This is a genomic window from Francisella salina (assembly GCF_000219045.1).
GTDB lineage: Bacteria > Pseudomonadota > Gammaproteobacteria > Francisellales > Francisellaceae > Francisella > Francisella salimarina.
This window is the reverse complement of sequence record NC_015696.1, coordinates 567460-585695: the sequence shown is the minus strand read 5'-3', so window position 1 is coordinate 585695 and position 18236 is coordinate 567460. Positions and strand designations below refer to the sequence as shown.

Genomic DNA, 18236 nt, shown 5'->3' with positions numbered 1-18236 from the left:
GCCTTTCTTGCAATAATGATCTAAAGTCACTATATTAGATTTGGAAATTTAAGGATAATTAAATCTAATAATATGCCTGCTCTAATTCCGTTTTTATAAGCAAAACTTTATCAAGAACTTCATTGATATGATTTGGGACTATATAAAACTATCAAGCTAGCTAAGAATATTGATTTTAAAGATTTTTCGATACTTGTTAGAAATCATATTTGGTGCCGAGCGGGATACGAACTATCAGCCAAAAGCCTTTACTTATAGGCACTCAAGTTTAAAATATTGATTCTTGGATACAGTTTAGGATACACTTTAAACAAAGTACCCTATATTTTGTAGCCAAAAAACTAAGGGTATTATAGCGGTAATTAGATATCTTTTCTAGGGTATCTGTCAGGGTCGCCTAGTAAACTTGTAGCTAGACTTCTTTGTATTAAATCGTATTCCTCTTGATAGTCTATTTGTAAACCTGCTTTTCTTTTATCCCATTGTTTAAGCTTAGCGATTGTATTAATCGCCTGTATCTTTTCCGCCATAGTACTATCATCACTATCTATAATCTCATCTAGTTTATCTAAATACTTTTGTCTAGTATTAAAAGCCCCTAGCATTTCCCTTTTTTGGATAGTTTCTATAAACTCTGCTACTTTTTCATGTTTTAGTAATTTGCTAGCTTCATTATAAATAGTTTGGTCTTTCATGTTTTCGGTATCATAGGCTTGTATATATGCCTCTGTCATACAACCGCTTTGCAAATAATACTTACAAAATTCTAATTGTTTAGCTGTTAATTTAGTTGTCATAGATAAGTGATAGATAGTTTTGATAACAGATATTATATCTAATTATTAGATTGTCTAATTTTGGCTTTGTAATTGTATTTTTTATTTTCCTTAACACAACCAACACAATCAACACAACATAGCCAAAAGCATTGCTATATAAGGGTTTGAGCTGTGGGGGTATACTAACACATAAAAACATGATTTTAACACAACTATTATTTATACCTTTATGAAAACCTTAGTATAGTAGAATTATAAGAAATTGATTAAGTTTCTATTGAATTTATAAATTAATGATTTGACTATTACAGAATAGCCTACACCATGTTGATTAGCTGTATTTTTAAGTTGCTGCAATTCATTTTCATTTATTCTAAGTGTAATTAGTATAGTCTTACTCTTAAACTCTATATTATGGTTTTGCTCTGTCATATTTGTATACCTTGCTCTTTTTCTACTAACTCGCCATTAACTACCTTGTATCTTTCGCCTGTTCTCTTATTACCAAAGACAAAGCTATCAAAGTCTACTCTTACTATATATTTGCTTTTATCAAACCACCTATATTTAGCCATAGTTTGAGTTTCTACATTATCGGGTAATGTATAACCATATTGCCATGCTATCGCCTCCACACTCATTTAAATAACCTCCATATAGTCAAATAACTTGATAAGTCTTTGTTTAAGTTCTAACTTCTTAATACTGTTGTCTTGATACCCTCTATCTGCTACATCTCCAAGCTCAAAAAGTAAACCAAGTAATAAATCTAAATCTTTACCTAGAATATTTAACAAAATTGCGGTTAATACATCTCTTTGATTATCTGTACCCTCTGTTAGTATATGTTCTAAACCATTTTGGTATAAAATTTCGTATATCTCGCTTATTGATAAACTTTCTATAGGCGTGGGCTTTTCATTAAAATTTAGTATTTTATCCATCTTTTAACCTTACTTTTTGTATATTGATTGTCATTATGAGTATTACATTTTGTTAGTTATACAATGCTAAAAGTAATTATATGATGTTATAAATTAGGCTGATTTTTAGAGTTGTGTTATTTTAGCTATTTTCTGTGTTAAGGGTATCACACACTGCAAAGCCTTTATTTAAAAGGTTTCTAGGGTAATTGTGTTATTGTGTTAGTTGTGTTAAGAGATTAGAAAAAAGATATTATAACCAGTCATATTTAGTATATTTAGTACCTTTCTTATCAGTTTTCTTTATATGGTGGTTTTGCTCTAATATATCCAAAGCCTCTTGTACTAGTTCTTTATCTAGCTTTCTAAAAACAGTTTCCCTAGTAACATCGCCAATACTAAAGCCATTTTTCTTTTTTAACTTAGTTTTGATATTAACAATCTTTTTGGCTAAATCTAACGACTTATTGAAATTATAACCATAGAGATAATCTGCACAATTATAAAAATACTCTAAGGTAGTTATAACCTTTTGTACTACTTCTTTGTTTATATGGTCGTTATCGTGATTATCTGCTAGATGATATATCAAAGCCAAAGCATGAAAAGTATTATTAGCCTTGCCTAGATACTCTATCATTAAATCACTCTGCCCACTCTCATTTTTTACTTTTTCATTTTTATTAAACCAGTCAATATATAAGCTCTTGGCTTCATTTGTATAACTGCACTTTTTAGGTTCTGCTTTGACTTTTTCATTATCAACTATATTAAACCTCTGCGGGATATTTTTTAGCTTATTAAGTAAGTTTAAATACTCGCTTTTTATCCTAAAATCTAATTTAATATCTTTATATGTTCTTTGCTGTTTTTCAGCTATAGGGATTAATTGAAACCTAGCTAATAAGCCACTACCATTATATTTATTGGTAAATTCTAATAACCTTTGAGTTTGTACTCCTCCAATAATATGTATTGTTATATTATCAACATATTTAGTACCATATTTTTGGGTTTTATCTTTAAAGCTTCCACAATTATAAGCTTCTACATAAAGTTTATGGTCTTCTACTTTTTCAGTTCTAATTATTGAATGTATAAAGTCCATAAGCTCATCAATTTCTAATATCAAACCGTTAGGGCTGTCATCTGCTAATTGACTTAGTAAAGCTTCTTTAGTAGCTGTATTAATACATATTTCCCTAGAATATGGCTTTATTGGTTTTTCCCCATACTTGATATTTAAAGCTTTTTCTATAGGTTGCTTTTTAAAGTCATCTGTTGCACTTTTATATTTAGATTCTAAATCTTTAACATCCATTTTCCAAATAGATAACTTTTTACTATATTCCTCAAAAGCTTTTTTATATTTTTTGACAAACTCTTTATCTATTTCTTTTATTGGTTGCATAGGCTCATTAATACTAGGCGTTTTACCAGTTCCACTATCGCCAATCAGCATACCCCAAAGAATAGGATAGGCTTTTCTATCATCAACATCTAAACAAACTTTATTACCTAGTAAACCAGCAATACTAACTAAACATGAAGTAGCTATATACTGTCTAGGCTGTTGCATTGCATTTGCTAAATTATTTACATAATCAGCTATAACTTTTGGTAAACAATCAATATTAAATATTGGTAGTTCTTTTCTGTCGCTTGGTAATGGTAAAGGTTTAGGCTCTGCTATATCACTCGCATATTTTAAAACATTCATTATATAACCCTCCTAGATTCTAAATAATCGTTCCAATCAGATAAACCGCTTTGTTTTTGCTCATCTGTTAGCGGTGGGGGATTAATATTTACATTTAGGACTATTGCAGCAACCTCTTTAGATTTTTGAATACCTACACCGCTTAAATCATTATCAGCAAATATATAAAACTCTGATTCAGGATATAAGCCATAGAAATAACTAATAATAGGTTTTAAGCCATTACAATTAAAACAAACTATTATACAAGTATCATTATTAACCTCTTGATTAAATAAGCTTCCTTTTGTAGAAATAGAATTAAGTCTATTTAGTATACTTAAACCAGTTGCTAAGCCCTCTACAAATACAAAACAATCTGTAGTTTTAGGCTCATTTAATGGTAGATAACTACTACTAGCATTAGCACCTTTAAAAAATTGTTTAAAGCCATTAGGCAATATAGTTTGTATGCTCTGTAGCTTACCTTTGAAAGGCTCATCTATTCCAATACATGGGATAATTAATTTGTCTTTATCCTGTTTGATAGCTTCATGGCTTTTTATACCCTTAGCGACTAAATACTGGTGGTTATCATCTGCTTTAGGTAAAGATAAATAATAACTTTCTAATTTACTTGCTAGCATTTTCTTTTCTTGTAATTCAGCTTGTTTTAGTTGCTGCAATTTATAACTAGTTTCTTTTTTGTCATGATAGTTATATTGATTGTCATTATCTATATAAGTGTACTTTTCGCCTGTTTTCCAATCGCCAAAGACAAATATATTATTATCAATATTCTTTAACCATAAGTTTTTATTATTATTTTTCTTATTTTTATCACTAAATCTAATCAGCTCCCCAATACCTATGCTATAATTAAAGCTATTAGGCAATGAGTAACCAAGATTTGATATATAACTTTCAAATTTAATATTATTCATTGTCTTATCCCCTCAAAAATCTAACCTGTTTTCTAACTTCAATACCAATCGCTACAACTTCTTTAATATCTATAACTAAATCGTTATATTTAGGGTTAATATATAGTCCTACAAGCTCGCTAGTAGCCGTTTCTTTGAGTAATACTATAGTATGTTCATTTTGATAATTTTTGATGATAGCAAGGCTGTTAGGCTCTGCTTTAATTGATTTATCAAATAAGACTGTATCATTAATATCTAGATTGTATTTATGGTCTTTACATTCCATGCAATCATTTTTGATATCGATAAAAAATAAGTTTTCTGTATTCTGATTATATTTAGACATGGCTATATTTCCTCGTTTTTGTTTACTAAGTGTATCGGGGCGGTTAGTAACTAGAAACGAGACTAGCTGTAGGTATTTACCAATAAATTGGCTATTGTATTTCCTACACCTCCCGACAAAACAAAAGAGTTTAGCCGTTATGTGATAGATATATTGATCAACATATCTTAAAAGTACATAATAAAGCCCGCTACTGATAGATATAGTATTATCTATATCATCATGGCTGTTATTACATTTCACTTTATTATTGCTTTTATTAGTGGCAATATCACTACTCGCTTTCTGGGTTACTACGCCCTTTAACAAAGTAGATGATAAATTATTGATAGTATTTTGTCTAGTAGTAATAGTAGCCATAACTTACCCCCTAGCCTGTATCTTTGACTGTATCCAGTCATTAACCTCAGTTTCTAACCAACCTACGCTACTACTAGATAGATTTAACGGTTTTGGGAATTGACTAGAATTAATCCATCTATAGATAGTACTTTTGCTAGTTCCTGTCATTTCTACTACTTGGCTTAATCTTAATATTTTCATATCTTTATAACCTTTTTCTTTAGTTCAATTATTTTATTTTTCTAATTGCTGCAGCAACTAAAGATTAGTACCGTTTAAATACTGCTGATTTGGCTTGGTACTTGCTATAAATGATAAGGATATTTGTAGATAATATTTACTATAATTTTTTGACTGAATTTTGAAAAAAAATAAGGTAAATTCTAAAAGCTATATATTTTCATAAATCTTTTACAATTGTTATTGAAATAATTGTCTATTTGGGTTTTTCCTCCATTTTTAGTAGTTGTAGGTTGTGGTGTGAATATACCAGCATAATTACATATAAGGCGATATAATTTGTAAAAGTCATACTCTTTATTTGTATCTTGATTATATGTTGATGATGATATTAATTTTTCTAACTTAGCTGACTTAAAAAAGTATATTATAGCTTTGAGTATTGTTTCTCTTGTTCTTGTAGTTCTATCTCTTTCCGTACATATACTTGGGTGCGATATTTTTTCAATTCTATTAAAATTCCAATCAAGTGTTTTTTCTATTTCCTCTAACTGCTCTATATGATTATGTACTGGTATCGTATAATTAGGCTCTAGGTCTTCCATATTTATATGCCTATTCTCATATAGTGAATAATGGTTTATATTATATTTATCAATAATACTATTTAATTTATTTTTAGTTTCACTCACTAAATGAAAAATATTATTAATATCTTTGTCGTATTCTGTTTTAGTAACTATTTTAATACTTTGACTTTTAATATCATTAATAAAAAGCATTACTCTGTTTATAAGTTTGTCTTTTTCATTAATTGAAATACTATTGTTTGCCAACATTTCTTCTAAATGGACTTTTATATCATTTACTAAAACTTCCATATCACTAAACTACATCATCAAACTTTGTTACATTTGCACTAGCTTTAACATCATCTACATAGTCAGCCCATAGCTGTAGCATTTGGCTACGCTCTAATAGAAAATCATTTTTATCATAGATGTTATCTATAGCATTTTCTTTAGTATGGCTTAATATCATTCTGATACTATCACTACACCAATTATATTTACTTCTAATACTACTAATATAAGTCCTAGCAGACTTTCTAAAGCCATGTGTAACCTGTTTAGGCTTATCTTTACCATTATAGCCTAGTGTCTCTCTTAAAGCCTTTGACAAACTTTCTATCGATATATGCCTATCTTTTGAGCTTGTAGAGTAAAAAACATATTCACAACCGCCGTTATAAGCTCTCATTTGCTCTATTATCTCGATAGCCTGTTTACTTAATGGCTGTCTAAAGTCTCTCCCCATTTTCATATCATCTACAGATAAAGAAATATAATATATAACTTCATTTTTTAACTTAGTTTCTTTGATATTCTCCCACTTCAAAGTAGCTATATTTTTTGGTCTAAAGCCAATTAGTACAGCAAGCTTTAAAGCCATCTTTGTATTATATTGTCCTTTGTAGTTATCAATATCATTAAGTAGCTGGCTAAAGTTGTATTTATCCTCTATAGGGTCTACAAACTCAAAACCATCAGTTTTAGCTACATCAATTTGTATATCTCTAACTATATTAAAGTTTGCAATACCTTTTCCAATTGCATAGCCCCATATTAGATTTAAGATTGTTTTTATTTTCTTTTGATTGGCTGGCGTTTCTTTCTCTAATATTTTTGTTAACTGCCTTGGTATTATTTCCCTTATATTGTATGTTTTTAAACCTGGTAATATAAACCTATCGCATATAGATAAATTTCTTTTATAATCACTCTCACTTTTCCATCCATTTGGCTTGCTAGGGTGCTTTGACTCTAAAGCATTTTTTGCAACTTCTTTAAAAATACTATCATCTTTATAGCTAGCTTTTTCTTTTTCTAACTTAGGGTCTTTACCACTTACTAGCATTTGACTATATTTAAAAGCCTCATCTCTAGCCTGTTTTAAACTTACTGCGGGATAGCTTCCAATACCTAGCCACTTACCTTTATATCTAAATTGCCATGACTTACTACCAGCTTTACTAACTTTGATGTATAAGCCGTTACCATCATTTAATCTATAATCTTTACCAGTTGCTTTTAAGCTCTGTAACTTGCTTACTGTAAGAGTTTTAGCCATCTAAGTGTATCCCAGTTTGTTTTAAAAAGTGTATCTTTTATAATCAGGATACAGTCTAGGATACACCTTATCAAGGGCTTTATTGATACAGTTTGAGACTATATAAAACCATAAAACTAGCTAAGAGTATTGAATTTAAAGGGTTTTTGATACTTGTTGAAACTTGTTAGAAATTAAGTTTGGTGCACCGAGCGAGATTTGAACTCGCACGTCCTTCGGACACCACCCCCTCAAGATGGCGTGTCTACCAATTCCACCACCGGTGCAATTAAACTTTACTTAGATGCTGCTTCTTTAGTCGTAGAAGTTTTTGCAACCTCTTTTTGATATTGGTCATACTGACTAGCTATTGAGCTATCAGTGTTCGCAGTACTTACACTAGTGATTGTAGTGTGCGACTTTCCTAGGTATCCTAAAGTAAGGCAACATACAAAAAATACCGCTGTGAAAAACACTGTCATTTTAAATAGAAATGAAGCCGCACCTTTACTACCAAAAACAGTATTAGACGCTCCACCACCGAAAGAAACACCCATATTAGCTCCTTTACCTTGTTGCAACAACACAAGTGCCACAATAGCAATAGCAGCGATAATATCTATAGTTAAAATTATTCCGTACATATTTTATTTGCTTGATTTATTATTTCGTTAAACTCAGAAGCTTTCAATGATGCTCCTCCAATCAAACCACCATCAACATCTGGTAGGCTTAATATATCTTTAGCATTTTCAGCTTTTAGGCTACCACCATACACTATTTTCATATTTTTAGCAAGATTTTCATCTACTTTGGCCACTAGCGAACGAATAAACTGATGTGTTTCTTGCACCTGTTCTAATGATGCTACAACTCCTGTACCTATAGCCCAAACAGGTTCATACGCTATTACAACCTTAGCAAGTTGCTCAATAGACAAATTTTCTAGTATTAGACTTAATTGTGTTGATAATACTCTTTCTAACCTTCCACCTTGTCTATCTTCTAGTGACTCACCTATACAAACAACTGGCACAACTGATGTATCTATAATCTTATTAAGTTTTTTGAAAACATCTTGATCAGTCTCACCAAACAAAGATCTTCTTTCAGAATGTCCTATAAGTAGATAATTACATCCAATGTCATGAAGCATATCAACTGATAGCTCTCCAGTATATGCACCATTATTATAAAAAGTAATATTTTGTAGACCTACTCCAATTTCTTTAGGAAGTTGTGCAAGCACCTCTTTGATATATACACTTGATGGAAACACAGCTACAGCGACTTTGTTACTATTGTACTCCGCTTGTGAAATACCTCTACAAAGCTCTTCTATGCTTGCAGAGTTACCATTCATCTTCCAATTGCCCATTATTAATTTTTGCATATCTATACCAACTTTTGTTTTACTTTTTCAACCAAATATTCTGCTTCTTTTGTAGCTAAATTCTTATTGTCTGCTTCGACCATAACTCTCAAGACAGGCTCAGTCCCTGAAGGCCTCAACAATACACGTCCACGATTACTCAAACGCTCTTCAACTTCTGCAACATCACTAGCTAGCTTAGCTAAGTGATCAGATGTTACTTTAAAATTCAGTGGAACATTGATCATTGTTTGTTGCATCAACTCATCATCTAGCTTAAATGCCGATACTGGTTTATCATTTTGTGAAAAAATAGCTAGTAACTGTATAGCTGTGGACAAGCCATCACCAGTAGTTCCAAAGTTTAGATTAATAACATGACCTGATGACTCACCACCTATCTTATAACCATGCTTGACTAAATCTTCTAAAACATATCTATCGCCAACTTTAGAACGAATAAATGACATGTTGTTTGACTTATAGTGATTTTCATAACTCATATTTGTCATTTGTGTACCTACTATACCAGCGGTACCTCCACAGATATCACTATACTGCGCGATAATATTTAGTATTCCGTCACCATCAATCTCTTGAGCATTTTCATCAACGATAATGATTCTATCAGCATCTCCGTCTAATGATATTCCTAAATCAGCATTATGCTCTTTTACAGCTTTTTGAATATTAGAAATACAAGTCGCTCCACAATCAACATTTATGTTTAACCCATCAGGATTAGATGCTATAGAAATGTAATCAATACCAAATCTATCAAGCAAAACTTCAAAATGCTTTGAGGCAGCTCCGTGTGCGCAATCGATAACAACCTTTCCTTTATACTTAACTAAAGAGCCAAATCTATCAAATAGGTTTTCGATATACTCACGCATAAAACCATCAGCAACTTTATAACTACCAAATCTATATTCTGGTTGATAAATAAAGTCTGAATCTATTTTGGCTTCAATCTCTTCTTCTAACGCATCATCCAACTTAAAACCATCTGATGAAAAAAGCTTAACTCCGTTATCAGTAAATTTATTATGTGATGCAGTAATTACAAACCCAGCAGCTGCTTTATGCTTTACTGTTATGAATGCTACAACAGGAGTAGGAACCACTCCTAAATCAATAACATCAATCCCTGCTGCATTTAAACCTGAGACTAAGGCAAATTTTAAGAACTTTCCAGAGCTACGCGTATCTTGCCCAACAATAGCAATTTTAGGATAACCTTTATCAATTATGAATGTACCAACCGCATTCCCAAGTTTTTGCATAAACTCTGCCTGTATGACAGAATTACCAACCTCACCACGAATACCATCTGTACCAAAATACTTAGCCATAACAATCTCCTAATATTTTACTAATGCTGAAACTTTGTACCCTTCAAGAACTTTTCTACCACTCAAGCCATCAAGCTCTATTACAAATATAAGGCCTGCAACATTTGCTTGAGTTTTCTCGATAAGCTGTACTGTGGCTTTTGCCGTACCACCAGTTGCCAACAAATCATCAACAACTAGCACACTATCTGACGGCTTAAAAGCATCTTTATGAATTTCTAAACTATCACTACCATACTCTAGCTCATAACTTACACTATAAGTTTCTCTAGGAAGTTTGCCTGGCTTTCTAACAGGCACAAATCCTAAACCTAAGACTTCCGCAAGTGCAACCCCAAAAATAAAACCTCTACTTTCAGTACCTGCAATAATTGTTGGGTTTATACCCTTTGCTTTAAGTTCTTTAGCCATAGCCAAAGCAGTTATCTTCAGACCTTCAGGATCCGCTAGTAATGGAGTAATATCTCTAAAAATTATACCCGGCTTTGGAAAATCAGGCACGGCTACAATTCTATCTTTTATAAAATCTAAACTCATGGAAATATAATACCTTTAGAATAAGTTTGAATAAAATAATTAAACTTGTAAAAGAATTCTATTAGGATCTTCAAGCAATTCTTTGATCATCTTTAAAAATCTTACAGATGTTCCACCATCAATAATTCTATGATCATAAGATAATGCCAAGTACATGATTGGACGTATTTTGATCTCACCATTAACTACCATAGGTCTTTCGACAATGTTATGCATACCTAAGATTGCACTCTGTGGTGAGTTAATGATTGGTGTAGATAGCATAGATCCATAGGTACCACCATTAGTGATAGTGAACGTACCGCCTTGCATATCTTCTAAGCTTAACTTACCATCACGACCTTTAATTGCTTTATCAAGCACATCAGCCTCTAGCTCCGCTAAGGATTTACTGTCAGTATCTCTTAAAACTGGTACTACTAAACCTCTATCTGTACCAACAGCAATACCGATATCAAAGAAGTTATGATAAACAATTTCATCACCATCAATTGAAGCATTAACATCCGGAAACTTCTTAAGAGCTTCAGTCGCAGCTTTTATAAAGAATGACATAAATCCAAGCTTAGTATCATGCTCTTTGACAAACATGTCTTTATATTTTTTTCTAAGCTCCATAACTGCTGTCATATCTACTTCATTAAAAGTAGTCAAAATCGCATTAGTATGTTGAACTTCAACTAACCTGTTTGCAATTGTTTGACGCAGACGAGTCATTTTAACTCTTTTTTCATATCTTGGACCTTGATTAGCAACTACAGTCGGCTGTTGTGGTTTACTACTAGATGCTGCCTTTTTAACATCTTCAGATGTTATACGCCCCTTTTTACCAGTACCTTCGATACTAGCGGCAGATTCTAATCCACTTGAATTAAATGCCTTACGCGCAGAAGGGACTAGATGCGGATCATTACCTGTGCTATCAGCTTGAGATTTCACTTCTTCTTTGGCTACTGTAGCAACAGCTGCACCTTCTGAAATTTTTGCAATTAATTCTGATGAAAGAACTGTTTCACCAGCAGGTTTCAATATTTTAGACAATACACCATTTGATGTCGCTGGAACTTCCATAACTACTTTATCAGTCTCTATCTCAGCTAAAATATCACCTTCGGCAACAGCTTCACCTTCTTGCTTATGCCACTCAGAAACTGTACCATCTGCAACAGACTCTGGGAAAACAGGTGCTTTAACATCGATCTCCTTGCCTGATGATTGTGTAGCCTGAGCTGTTTCTTCAGTAGCAACCACTTCTTGAGCAGAGTCAGCAGCCACAGCCTCTGTATCAATGCTTGCTAAAGATTCTTCAGAAAGCACAGTATCTCCTTCATGCTTTTTAATGCCTTTAAGGACTCCGCTCGCTGTCGCTGGAACTTCCATAACTACTTTATCAGTTTCAATTTCAGCGATAATATCACCTTCTTCAACAAAGTCGCCTTCATTCTTATTCCATTGAGCTAATGTGCCATCTGCAACGGACTCCGGAAACATAGGTACTTTTAATTCAACCATTTCTTACTCCTAGTAATAATTCAAATTTTATATTTCTAAAGCTCTATTAATAATTTCTTCTTGCTGCTTAACATACAAAGCGTGGTAACCGACTGCAGGAGTAGATGATCTTTCCCTTGCTACACATAGCAACTCTTGGTTTTTAGATACAAGCTTCTCTATAAAGTGTCTAATATTATACCAAGCTCCTTTATTCTGCGGTTCTTCTTGCAACCATACAACTTTGTCAACTTGCTTATATTTTGCAAAGATATTTGCTAATTCCTCTTGTGGGAATGGATATAGCTCTTCGAGTCTTACTACAGCAATATCCTTATGAGTATCTTGCTTTTTAGCAATCAAATCATAATAAACTTTACCATTACAAAGTATTAATTTCTTAACTTTATTTTCACTAGCATTTACATCATCTATAATAGGCTCAAACTTACCTTTTGAAAGCTCTTCTAGTGTAGACACAGCCATAGGATTTCTTAATAAACTCTTAGGTGTCATTACGATCAATGGCTTTCTAAGCGGTCTAATCACTTGACGTCTTAATAAATGATAAATTTGTGCTGGTGTTGTAGGTGTACACACTTGCATATTTTTATTGGCACATGAACTCAAGAATCGTTCTAAACGCGCTGAAGAGTGCTCAGCACCAGCACCTTCTTGACCATGAGGCAAAAATAATGTCAAGCCAGACAAAATACCCCATTTTTCTTCTGCTGCCACTAAGAATTGATCTATTACAACCTGAGCAGTATTTACGAAGTCACCAAACTGCGCCTCCCAAATTACTAGAGAGTCGGGACTATAGCAACTATAACCATATTCAAAGCCTAACACTCCATACTCTGAAAGTGTAGAATCAATAATATCAAACCTAACATTTTCATTAATATGCTTCAGTGGTACATATTCTTTTAGCTGAGAACTAGTGTTCATGTTTTTAACAACAGCATGTCGATGAGAGAAAGTACCCCTACCACTATCTTCTCCAGATATTCTTACTGAATAACCTTCATCAAGTAGTGTTGCATAAGCAAGAGATTCTGCAAATCCCCAATTTAAAGGAAGCTCTCCGTTTGCCATCTTCACTCTATCTGTTAATGCCTTTTTAACTTGCATCTGCGCCTTAACTTCTTCAGGCACTTCACTCATTCTTAATGCTAGCTCTTTAAGACCTTCTTCTGCTATTGCGTTATAGCTATATTTAGTTTCTTGCTTACCTATATAAGGAAGCCAATCACAAACATTAAGTTTGTCTTTCACTGTTTTTCTATCAAGAATATCTATAGTAACTTTACCATTATCAAGCTTGCTACGATAATTAGCATTCAACTGTGCAAGAAGGCCTACATCAATAGCACCTTCGTTGATAAGTTTTTCACTATATAACTTTAATGTTGTAGGAAGCTTCTTAATTACCTCGTACATTTGTGGCTGAGTTCCTGATGGCTCATCAGTTTCATTATGTCCATTCCTACGATAACAAACCAAATCAATAACCACATCCTTATTGAATTTCATACGATACTCAAGAGCTATATCAGCAACCTTAAGAACAGCTTCAGGATCATCACAGTTTACATGAAATATTGGTGCATCAACCATCTTAGCAATATCAGTAGAATAATTACTACTTCTATTTACACCAAATGTACTACTAGTTGTAAACCCAACCTGGTTGTTAACTACAAGATGAACCGTACCACCAGTTCCATATGCTTCTGTGAGTGAAAAACCAAAAGTTTCCATAACAATACCTTGTCCACAGAAAGCCGAATCACCATGTATCAATATAGGTAAAACCTTGTTATGAACATTACCATCTAGCTTATCTTGTATAGCTTTAGCTGCACCTTCAACCACAGGATCAACAGTTTCAAGATGTGAGGGGTTAAATGCTAGTGCAATTTTTGCCTCTTTACCATCAACACACCTATAATTCGAGTATCCCATATGGTACTTAACGTCACCAGATAAACTTTTTTCACTTTGCTTACCTTCAAACTCTTCAAACAAATCCTTAGGATTTTTACCCATCACATTTACAAGAACATTTAAACGTCCTCTATGAGCCATACCTAGCTGAATGAATCTTGTTGAGTGTCTAGAAACTGCTTTTTCAATAACATGCTGAAGTGAAGGTATTAGGGATTCACCACCCTCTAAGCCAAATCTCTTCTGACCAACATACCTTAGAGCTAAATATTTTTCTAACCCTTCAGCCGCAACTAACTGCTGTAAAATCCATTTCTTATCTGATTGAGACGTAGACAAGTTTTTTTCAATCTTGTCTTGAAGCCATAATTTTTCTTCTTTATTTCCTATGTATCTATACTCATAGCCGACACTAGACTCATAAATTGATTTAGCTTTTTCTACCACTTCTTTCAGACTAATAGCTTTATTATCAGTAAAATCACCAAGATTAACCTTTTCAGACAAGTCTTTTTCAGAAAGTCCATGAGCAGACAATTCCAAATCAGAATCTCTCTGGTATTTCATTAGTCCTAATGGATCAATATTTGCTGATTTATAGCCATGTGAACGATAGGCTTTGACAAGAGCCTTAGCCTTTAGCCCAACATCTCCTTCGCCATTAACGATAGCTGTGGATGTAGCTTTATTTTTAGCCAGAAACTTAAACTCATCTACCAAATCACGATGTACAGTATCAGTTGAGCTAGCTATAGAATCAAAAAAGGACAACCATTTTGGATCAATATCCTCATAGTTGCCCATTACATAGTCATCATATATTGATTCAAGATACTCTAGATTACCTCCGAAGAGCTGGGTTGTTTCCAACCATTGACTAAAATCCGGTTGTTGTTTTTTCATATAAATACCTAAATAACAGGTTTTAAATTTTACACATTTTTACTTAGTAGTGCTGACCTAATCTTACCAATTGCTTCTGTAGGATTAAGACCTTTAGGACACACAGATACACAGTTCATAATTGTTCTACATCTAAAGAGACTAAAAGGATCTTTCAAATCATCTAATCTCTGCTCTGTAGCTGTATCTCTTGAGTCTGCGATAAACCTATATGCCTGCAATAAGCCTGACGGACCTATAAACTTATCTGGATTCCACCAGAATGATGGGCATGAAGTAGTACAACATGCACATAAAATACACTCATAAAGACCATCAAGCTTAGCTCTATCTTCAGGAGATTGTAATCTTTCCTTAACTGGTGGCTCTTCATCATTAATAAGATATGGTTTTACTTTTTCATAGTTTTTATAAAACTGCTTCATATCAACAATCAAATCTCTAACCACAGGTAAACCCGGCAAAGGATTAACCTTGATTGGCTGCTTCAACTCGCCAACTGAAGTAATACAAGCCAAGCGGTTTTTACCATTAATATTCATACCATCAGAACCACAAACACCTTCTCTACAAGATCTTCTCATAGCTAATGTAGGGTCTTGCTCCTTAATGAGCTCAAGAGCTGTTAAAACTTTAACACCCTCATTTTCTACCGTAATAGTATATTCATCATAATATGGCTTTTTATCTACTTCTGGATTATATCTATAAATTTTAAATCTTACGTCCATTACACTAAATCCTCGTAATTAATACTTACGTTCTGCTGGTTGGAAAGCTTTAACCTTAGTAGGTGACATATTCACATCACGCTGTGATGTTTTATCACCATCTAAGAAATATAGCGTATGCTTCATCCAGTTTTTATCATCTCTATCAGGATAGTCTACTCTTGAGTGCGCCCCTCTAGACTCTTTTCTTTCAAGAGCCAACTTCGCAGTTGCTATCGCAGTTAATACTAGGTTATCTAGCTCTAGCGCTTCTATTCTCATCATATTGAAAATTCTAGAATTATCTTCAAGAACTGCATTATCCAGCCTTTCTCTAATCTTAAATAGCTTATCGAGACCTTCTTTCATTGTGCTTTCCTGTCTAAACACAGAAAAATACTGCTGCATTGTTTGTTGCAACTCTTTTCTAAGTACCGCGATCTTTTCTTGACAACCTCTCTGCTCAGAAGTATCCCACTTTGTGATTCTAGCAGTTGCTTTCTCAACATTCTCTTGCGAAACTTCTTTCATAGGCATACCTTCTTTAAGGCTTTGTTCAGCGTGCATACCCGCAGCTCTACCAAATACTACCAAATCTAACAATGAGTTACTACCAAGCCTATTAGCACCATGAACTGATACAGAAGCACATTCTCCAACAGCATATAAGCCGCCAATAACTTTATCTTCACCATCAACTTGAGTAATCACTTGGCCATGCTTATTAGTCGGTATACCTCCCATCTGATAATGACAAGTAGGTACAACAGGTATCGGTTTTTCTACAGGATCAATTCCAGCAAAAGTTCTACCCAATTCTCTAACTGTAGGAAGCCTTTCATCAATGACATCTTCACCCAAGTGTGTTAAGTCTAACCAAACACAGCTTGTACCGGAGAAAGTATCGCCTCGACCTTCCATAATTTCTTGCTGCGACGCACGAGATACAACATCACGACAAGCAAGATCCTTAGCATTTGGAGCATATCTCTCCATGAATCTTTCACCATCTTTATTACGCAACACACCACCTTCACCACGGCAGCCTTCAGTAACAAGAACTCCAGCTCCTGCAATACCAGTTGGATGAAACTGCCAAAACTCCATATCCTGAAGGGGAAGGTCAGCTCTTAGTGCCAGACCCATACCATCCCCAGTATTAATGTAAGCGTTAGTACTAGACTCATATATGCGTCCAGCCCCACCAGTAGCCAAAATTGTGATCTTAGCCTTTAAGAACACAGTTTCTCCTGTTTCGATACTTAAAGCTATGACACCTGCGACACTTCCATCATCAGCTTTAACTAAATCAACAGCAAACCACTCTGTATAAAAATCTGTTTTATGAGCCAAATTACCTTGGTATAAAGTATGTAAAAGAGCATGACCTGTTCTATCGGCTGCCGCACAGGTTCTCTCAGCTTGATTAGCTGGGTCATAGTTTCTTGACATACCACCAAACGCTCGCTGATATATCTTGCCATTTTTGAGTCTTGAGAAAGGCATACCCATATGCTCTAGCTCAATAATTGATTGTGGAGCATGCTCACACATATACTCAATAGCGTCCTGATCACCAATATAATCAGAACCCTTAACAGTATCATACATGTGCCACTTCCAATCATCTGAAGGAAGATCATCATCAAAATCTATATTCCCCAAAGCTGCTGCGATACCACCCTGAGCCGCAACCGTGTGCGATCTAGTAGGGAAAACTTTAGAAACAACAGCTGTTTTAAAACCTGACTGCGAAAGCTGGAAAGATGCTCTCATACCAGCACCACCTGCTCCTATTACAATAGCGTCAAATTCTTGCGTAGCTATACTCATAAAAATAACCTCTTAGTAAAAAAATAAAACTGCAAACAACCAAAAAAAGCAGAATACATAAACTAAAACAAAACTCAGCATAACAAGAGCTGATGCCCAAGCACACTTAATGTAGTCACCACAGATAATCCAAATACCTACCCAAGCATGAAAAAACATTGCCAAATAAGCCATCAATGTAGCAACTCTGAAGAACATACCATCAGTAAACAAACCTCTCCAGCTATCGTAATTAAGAGTTCCTGAGTAGGACAAACATAAAGCCTCAACGATAAGATAACCAAAATAAGCCGCAATAATTACTGCAGTAACTCTTTGTACAAAAAAGTCTTTAATACCCGATGAAGTTAATGAAATTACAGCCATAAGTAGCACCCCCATAAAATAGCCGATAAAACACCTAATACAATAACTAATAGCGAAGTAAATTTAGCAACCTTCATACTTTCACCAAAGCCCAAATCCATGATCATGTGTCTAACACCTGCGTAAACATGATATGTAATAGATGCCAAAAAAAGCCAAAAAAACACGCTACACCAACCTTTGGTTAATATAGCAACTGTTTGCTGGTAGCCATCAGGACCCGCTAGAGTATAGTTCATACCAACCACTGCCAAAGGGATTGCAAAAATCAACACCACACCAGAGATACGGTGTAGTATAGAACTAATGGCGGTGATAGGAAACTTATAAGATTTAATTGACATTAAATCAACATTTGTAATTCTTTTCATGCTCGACATTCCTCCGAAGCAATTTTTATATGTATATCAGTAAA

General features: G+C 33.9%; 20 protein-coding genes and 1 tRNA gene. All 21 read right to left on the bottom strand.

Going from position 1 to position 18236, the window contains the following annotated elements; all coding sequences use genetic code 11:
• Positions 1–362: 362 nt before the first annotated feature.
• Complete coding sequence (locus tag F7308_RS02940) at positions 363–797, bottom strand: terminase small subunit (RefSeq protein ID WP_083817022.1); 435 nt, start codon at positions 795–797, stop codon at positions 363–365.
• 234 nt (positions 798–1031) lie between these two features.
• Complete coding sequence (locus F7308_RS02935; protein WP_013922360.1) at positions 1032–1211, bottom strand: CopG family antitoxin; 180 nt, start codon at positions 1209–1211, stop codon at positions 1032–1034.
• On the bottom strand, positions 1208–1420 hold the full coding sequence (locus F7308_RS02930) for a hypothetical protein (protein WP_013922359.1): 213 nt from the start codon (positions 1418–1420) through the stop codon (positions 1208–1210). The genes F7308_RS02935 and F7308_RS02930 overlap by 4 nt, the downstream gene beginning before the upstream one ends.
• Positions 1421–1723, bottom strand: a complete 303-nt coding sequence (locus tag F7308_RS02925) for a hypothetical protein (protein ID WP_013922358.1) — start codon at positions 1721–1723, stop codon at positions 1421–1423. It lies immediately after the preceding gene.
• A 232-nt stretch (positions 1724–1955) separates the two neighbouring features.
• Complete coding sequence (locus tag F7308_RS02920; RefSeq protein WP_013922357.1) at positions 1956–3422, bottom strand: DUF3987 domain-containing protein; 1467 nt, start codon at positions 3420–3422, stop codon at positions 1956–1958.
• The gene (locus F7308_RS02915; protein WP_013922356.1) at positions 3422–4345 is read right to left on the bottom strand and encodes a DNA primase phage associated; all 924 of its coding nucleotides are present in this window, start codon (positions 4343–4345) and stop codon (positions 3422–3424) included. The genes F7308_RS02920 and F7308_RS02915 overlap by 1 nt, the downstream gene beginning before the upstream one ends.
• 4 nt (positions 4346–4349) lie before the next feature.
• Positions 4350–5033 carry a hypothetical protein gene (locus F7308_RS02910; RefSeq protein WP_013922355.1) on the bottom strand — a complete coding sequence of 228 codons (684 nt, stop codon included), beginning with the start codon at positions 5031–5033 and terminating at the stop codon, positions 4350–4352.
• A 3-nt stretch (positions 5034–5036) separates the two neighbouring features.
• Entirely contained in the window at positions 5037–5216 is a 180-nt protein-coding gene (locus F7308_RS02905) for a helix-turn-helix transcriptional regulator (RefSeq protein ID WP_013922354.1), read from the bottom strand.
• A 182-nt stretch (positions 5217–5398) separates the two neighbouring features.
• Positions 5399–6076 (bottom strand): hypothetical protein, encoded by a 678-nt coding sequence (locus F7308_RS02900; protein WP_013922353.1) that lies wholly within the window; start codon positions 6074–6076, stop codon positions 5399–5401.
• A gap of 4 nt (positions 6077–6080) precedes the next feature.
• On the bottom strand, positions 6081–7325 hold the full coding sequence (locus tag F7308_RS02895) for a tyrosine-type recombinase/integrase (RefSeq protein WP_013922352.1): 1245 nt from the start codon (positions 7323–7325) through the stop codon (positions 6081–6083).
• 180 nt (positions 7326–7505) lie between these two features.
• Positions 7506–7591 (bottom strand) — tRNA-Leu (locus tag F7308_RS02890).
• Positions 7592–7600: 9 nt separating this feature from the next.
• Positions 7601–7948 (bottom strand): preprotein translocase subunit SecG, encoded by a 348-nt coding sequence (gene secG, locus F7308_RS02885; RefSeq protein ID WP_013922351.1) that lies wholly within the window; start codon positions 7946–7948, stop codon positions 7601–7603.
• Positions 7936–8697: a triose-phosphate isomerase gene (gene tpiA, locus F7308_RS02880; protein ID WP_041263610.1), complete on the bottom strand. Its 762-nt coding sequence runs from the start codon at positions 8695–8697 to the stop codon at positions 7936–7938. The genes secG and tpiA overlap by 13 nt, the downstream gene beginning before the upstream one ends.
• A 2-nt stretch (positions 8698–8699) precedes the next feature.
• Positions 8700–10031, bottom strand: coding sequence for a phosphoglucosamine mutase (glmM, locus tag F7308_RS02875; protein ID WP_013922349.1), 1332 nt, complete (start codon positions 10029–10031; stop codon positions 8700–8702).
• A 9-nt stretch (positions 10032–10040) separates the two neighbouring features.
• The gene (locus tag F7308_RS02870) at positions 10041–10568 is read right to left on the bottom strand and encodes an adenine phosphoribosyltransferase (protein ID WP_013922348.1); all 528 of its coding nucleotides are present in this window, start codon (positions 10566–10568) and stop codon (positions 10041–10043) included.
• Between the two features lie 39 nt (positions 10569–10607).
• Complete coding sequence (gene odhB / locus F7308_RS02865) at positions 10608–12080, bottom strand: 2-oxoglutarate dehydrogenase complex dihydrolipoyllysine-residue succinyltransferase (RefSeq protein ID WP_013922347.1); 1473 nt, start codon at positions 12078–12080, stop codon at positions 10608–10610.
• Between the two features lie 27 nt (positions 12081–12107).
• On the bottom strand, positions 12108–14912 hold the full coding sequence (locus F7308_RS02860) for a 2-oxoglutarate dehydrogenase E1 component (protein WP_013922346.1): 2805 nt from the start codon (positions 14910–14912) through the stop codon (positions 12108–12110).
• Between the two features lie 29 nt (positions 14913–14941).
• The gene (locus F7308_RS02855) at positions 14942–15643 is read right to left on the bottom strand and encodes a succinate dehydrogenase iron-sulfur subunit (protein WP_013922345.1); all 702 of its coding nucleotides are present in this window, start codon (positions 15641–15643) and stop codon (positions 14942–14944) included.
• Between the two features lie 18 nt (positions 15644–15661).
• On the bottom strand, positions 15662–17455 hold the full coding sequence (sdhA, locus tag F7308_RS02850; RefSeq protein ID WP_013922344.1) for a succinate dehydrogenase flavoprotein subunit: 1794 nt from the start codon (positions 17453–17455) through the stop codon (positions 15662–15664).
• Positions 17456–17467: 12 nt separating this feature from the next.
• A complete protein-coding gene (sdhD, locus tag F7308_RS02845) occupies positions 17468–17836 on the bottom strand; it encodes a succinate dehydrogenase, hydrophobic membrane anchor protein (protein WP_146420897.1) in 369 nt (122 codons plus the stop codon).
• A complete protein-coding gene (gene sdhC / locus F7308_RS02840) occupies positions 17812–18192 on the bottom strand; it encodes a succinate dehydrogenase, cytochrome b556 subunit (protein ID WP_013922342.1) in 381 nt (126 codons plus the stop codon). The genes sdhD and sdhC overlap by 25 nt, the downstream gene beginning before the upstream one ends.
• Between the last annotated feature and the right edge of the window lie 44 nt (positions 18193–18236).

Excerpts from the sequence above, each read along its gene's own strand:
- F7308_RS02940 (WP_083817022.1), bottom strand. The coding sequence starts at position 797 with ATGACAACTAAATTAACAGCTAAACAATTAGAATTTTGTAAGTATTAT.
- F7308_RS02935 (WP_013922360.1), bottom strand. The coding sequence starts at position 1,211 with ATGACAGAGCAAAACCATAATATAGAGTTTAAGAGTAAGACTATACTA.
- F7308_RS02930 (WP_013922359.1), bottom strand. The coding sequence starts at position 1,420 with ATGAGTGTGGAGGCGATAGCATGGCAATATGGTTATACATTACCCGAT.
- F7308_RS02925 (WP_013922358.1), bottom strand. The coding sequence starts at position 1,723 with ATGGATAAAATACTAAATTTTAATGAAAAGCCCACGCCTATAGAAAGT.
- F7308_RS02920 (WP_013922357.1), bottom strand. The coding sequence starts at position 3,422 with ATGAATGTTTTAAAATATGCGAGTGATATAGCAGAGCCTAAACCTTTA.
- F7308_RS02915 (WP_013922356.1), bottom strand. The coding sequence starts at position 4,345 with ATGAATAATATTAAATTTGAAAGTTATATATCAAATCTTGGTTACTCA.
- F7308_RS02910 (WP_013922355.1), bottom strand. The coding sequence starts at position 5,033 with ATGGCTACTATTACTACTAGACAAAATACTATCAATAATTTATCATCT.
- F7308_RS02905 (WP_013922354.1), bottom strand. The coding sequence starts at position 5,216 with ATGAAAATATTAAGATTAAGCCAAGTAGTAGAAATGACAGGAACTAGC.
- F7308_RS02900 (WP_013922353.1), bottom strand. The coding sequence starts at position 6,076 with ATGGAAGTTTTAGTAAATGATATAAAAGTCCATTTAGAAGAAATGTTG.
- F7308_RS02895 (WP_013922352.1), bottom strand. The coding sequence starts at position 7,325 with ATGGCTAAAACTCTTACAGTAAGCAAGTTACAGAGCTTAAAAGCAACT.
- secG (WP_013922351.1), bottom strand. The coding sequence starts at position 7,948 with ATGTACGGAATAATTTTAACTATAGATATTATCGCTGCTATTGCTATT.
- tpiA (WP_041263610.1), bottom strand. The coding sequence starts at position 8,697 with ATGCAAAAATTAATAATGGGCAATTGGAAGATGAATGGTAACTCTGCA.
- glmM (WP_013922349.1), bottom strand. The coding sequence starts at position 10,031 with ATGGCTAAGTATTTTGGTACAGATGGTATTCGTGGTGAGGTTGGTAAT.
- F7308_RS02870 (WP_013922348.1), bottom strand. The coding sequence starts at position 10,568 with ATGAGTTTAGATTTTATAAAAGATAGAATTGTAGCCGTGCCTGATTTT.
- odhB (WP_013922347.1), bottom strand. The coding sequence starts at position 12,080 with ATGGTTGAATTAAAAGTACCTATGTTTCCGGAGTCCGTTGCAGATGGC.
- F7308_RS02860 (WP_013922346.1), bottom strand. The coding sequence starts at position 14,912 with ATGAAAAAACAACAACCGGATTTTAGTCAATGGTTGGAAACAACCCAG.
- F7308_RS02855 (WP_013922345.1), bottom strand. The coding sequence starts at position 15,643 with ATGGACGTAAGATTTAAAATTTATAGATATAATCCAGAAGTAGATAAA.
- sdhA (WP_013922344.1), bottom strand. The coding sequence starts at position 17,455 with ATGAGTATAGCTACGCAAGAATTTGACGCTATTGTAATAGGAGCAGGT.
- sdhD (WP_146420897.1), bottom strand. The coding sequence starts at position 17,836 with ATGGGGGTGCTACTTATGGCTGTAATTTCATTAACTTCATCGGGTATT.
- sdhC (WP_013922342.1), bottom strand. The coding sequence starts at position 18,192 with ATGAAAAGAATTACAAATGTTGATTTAATGTCAATTAAATCTTATAAG.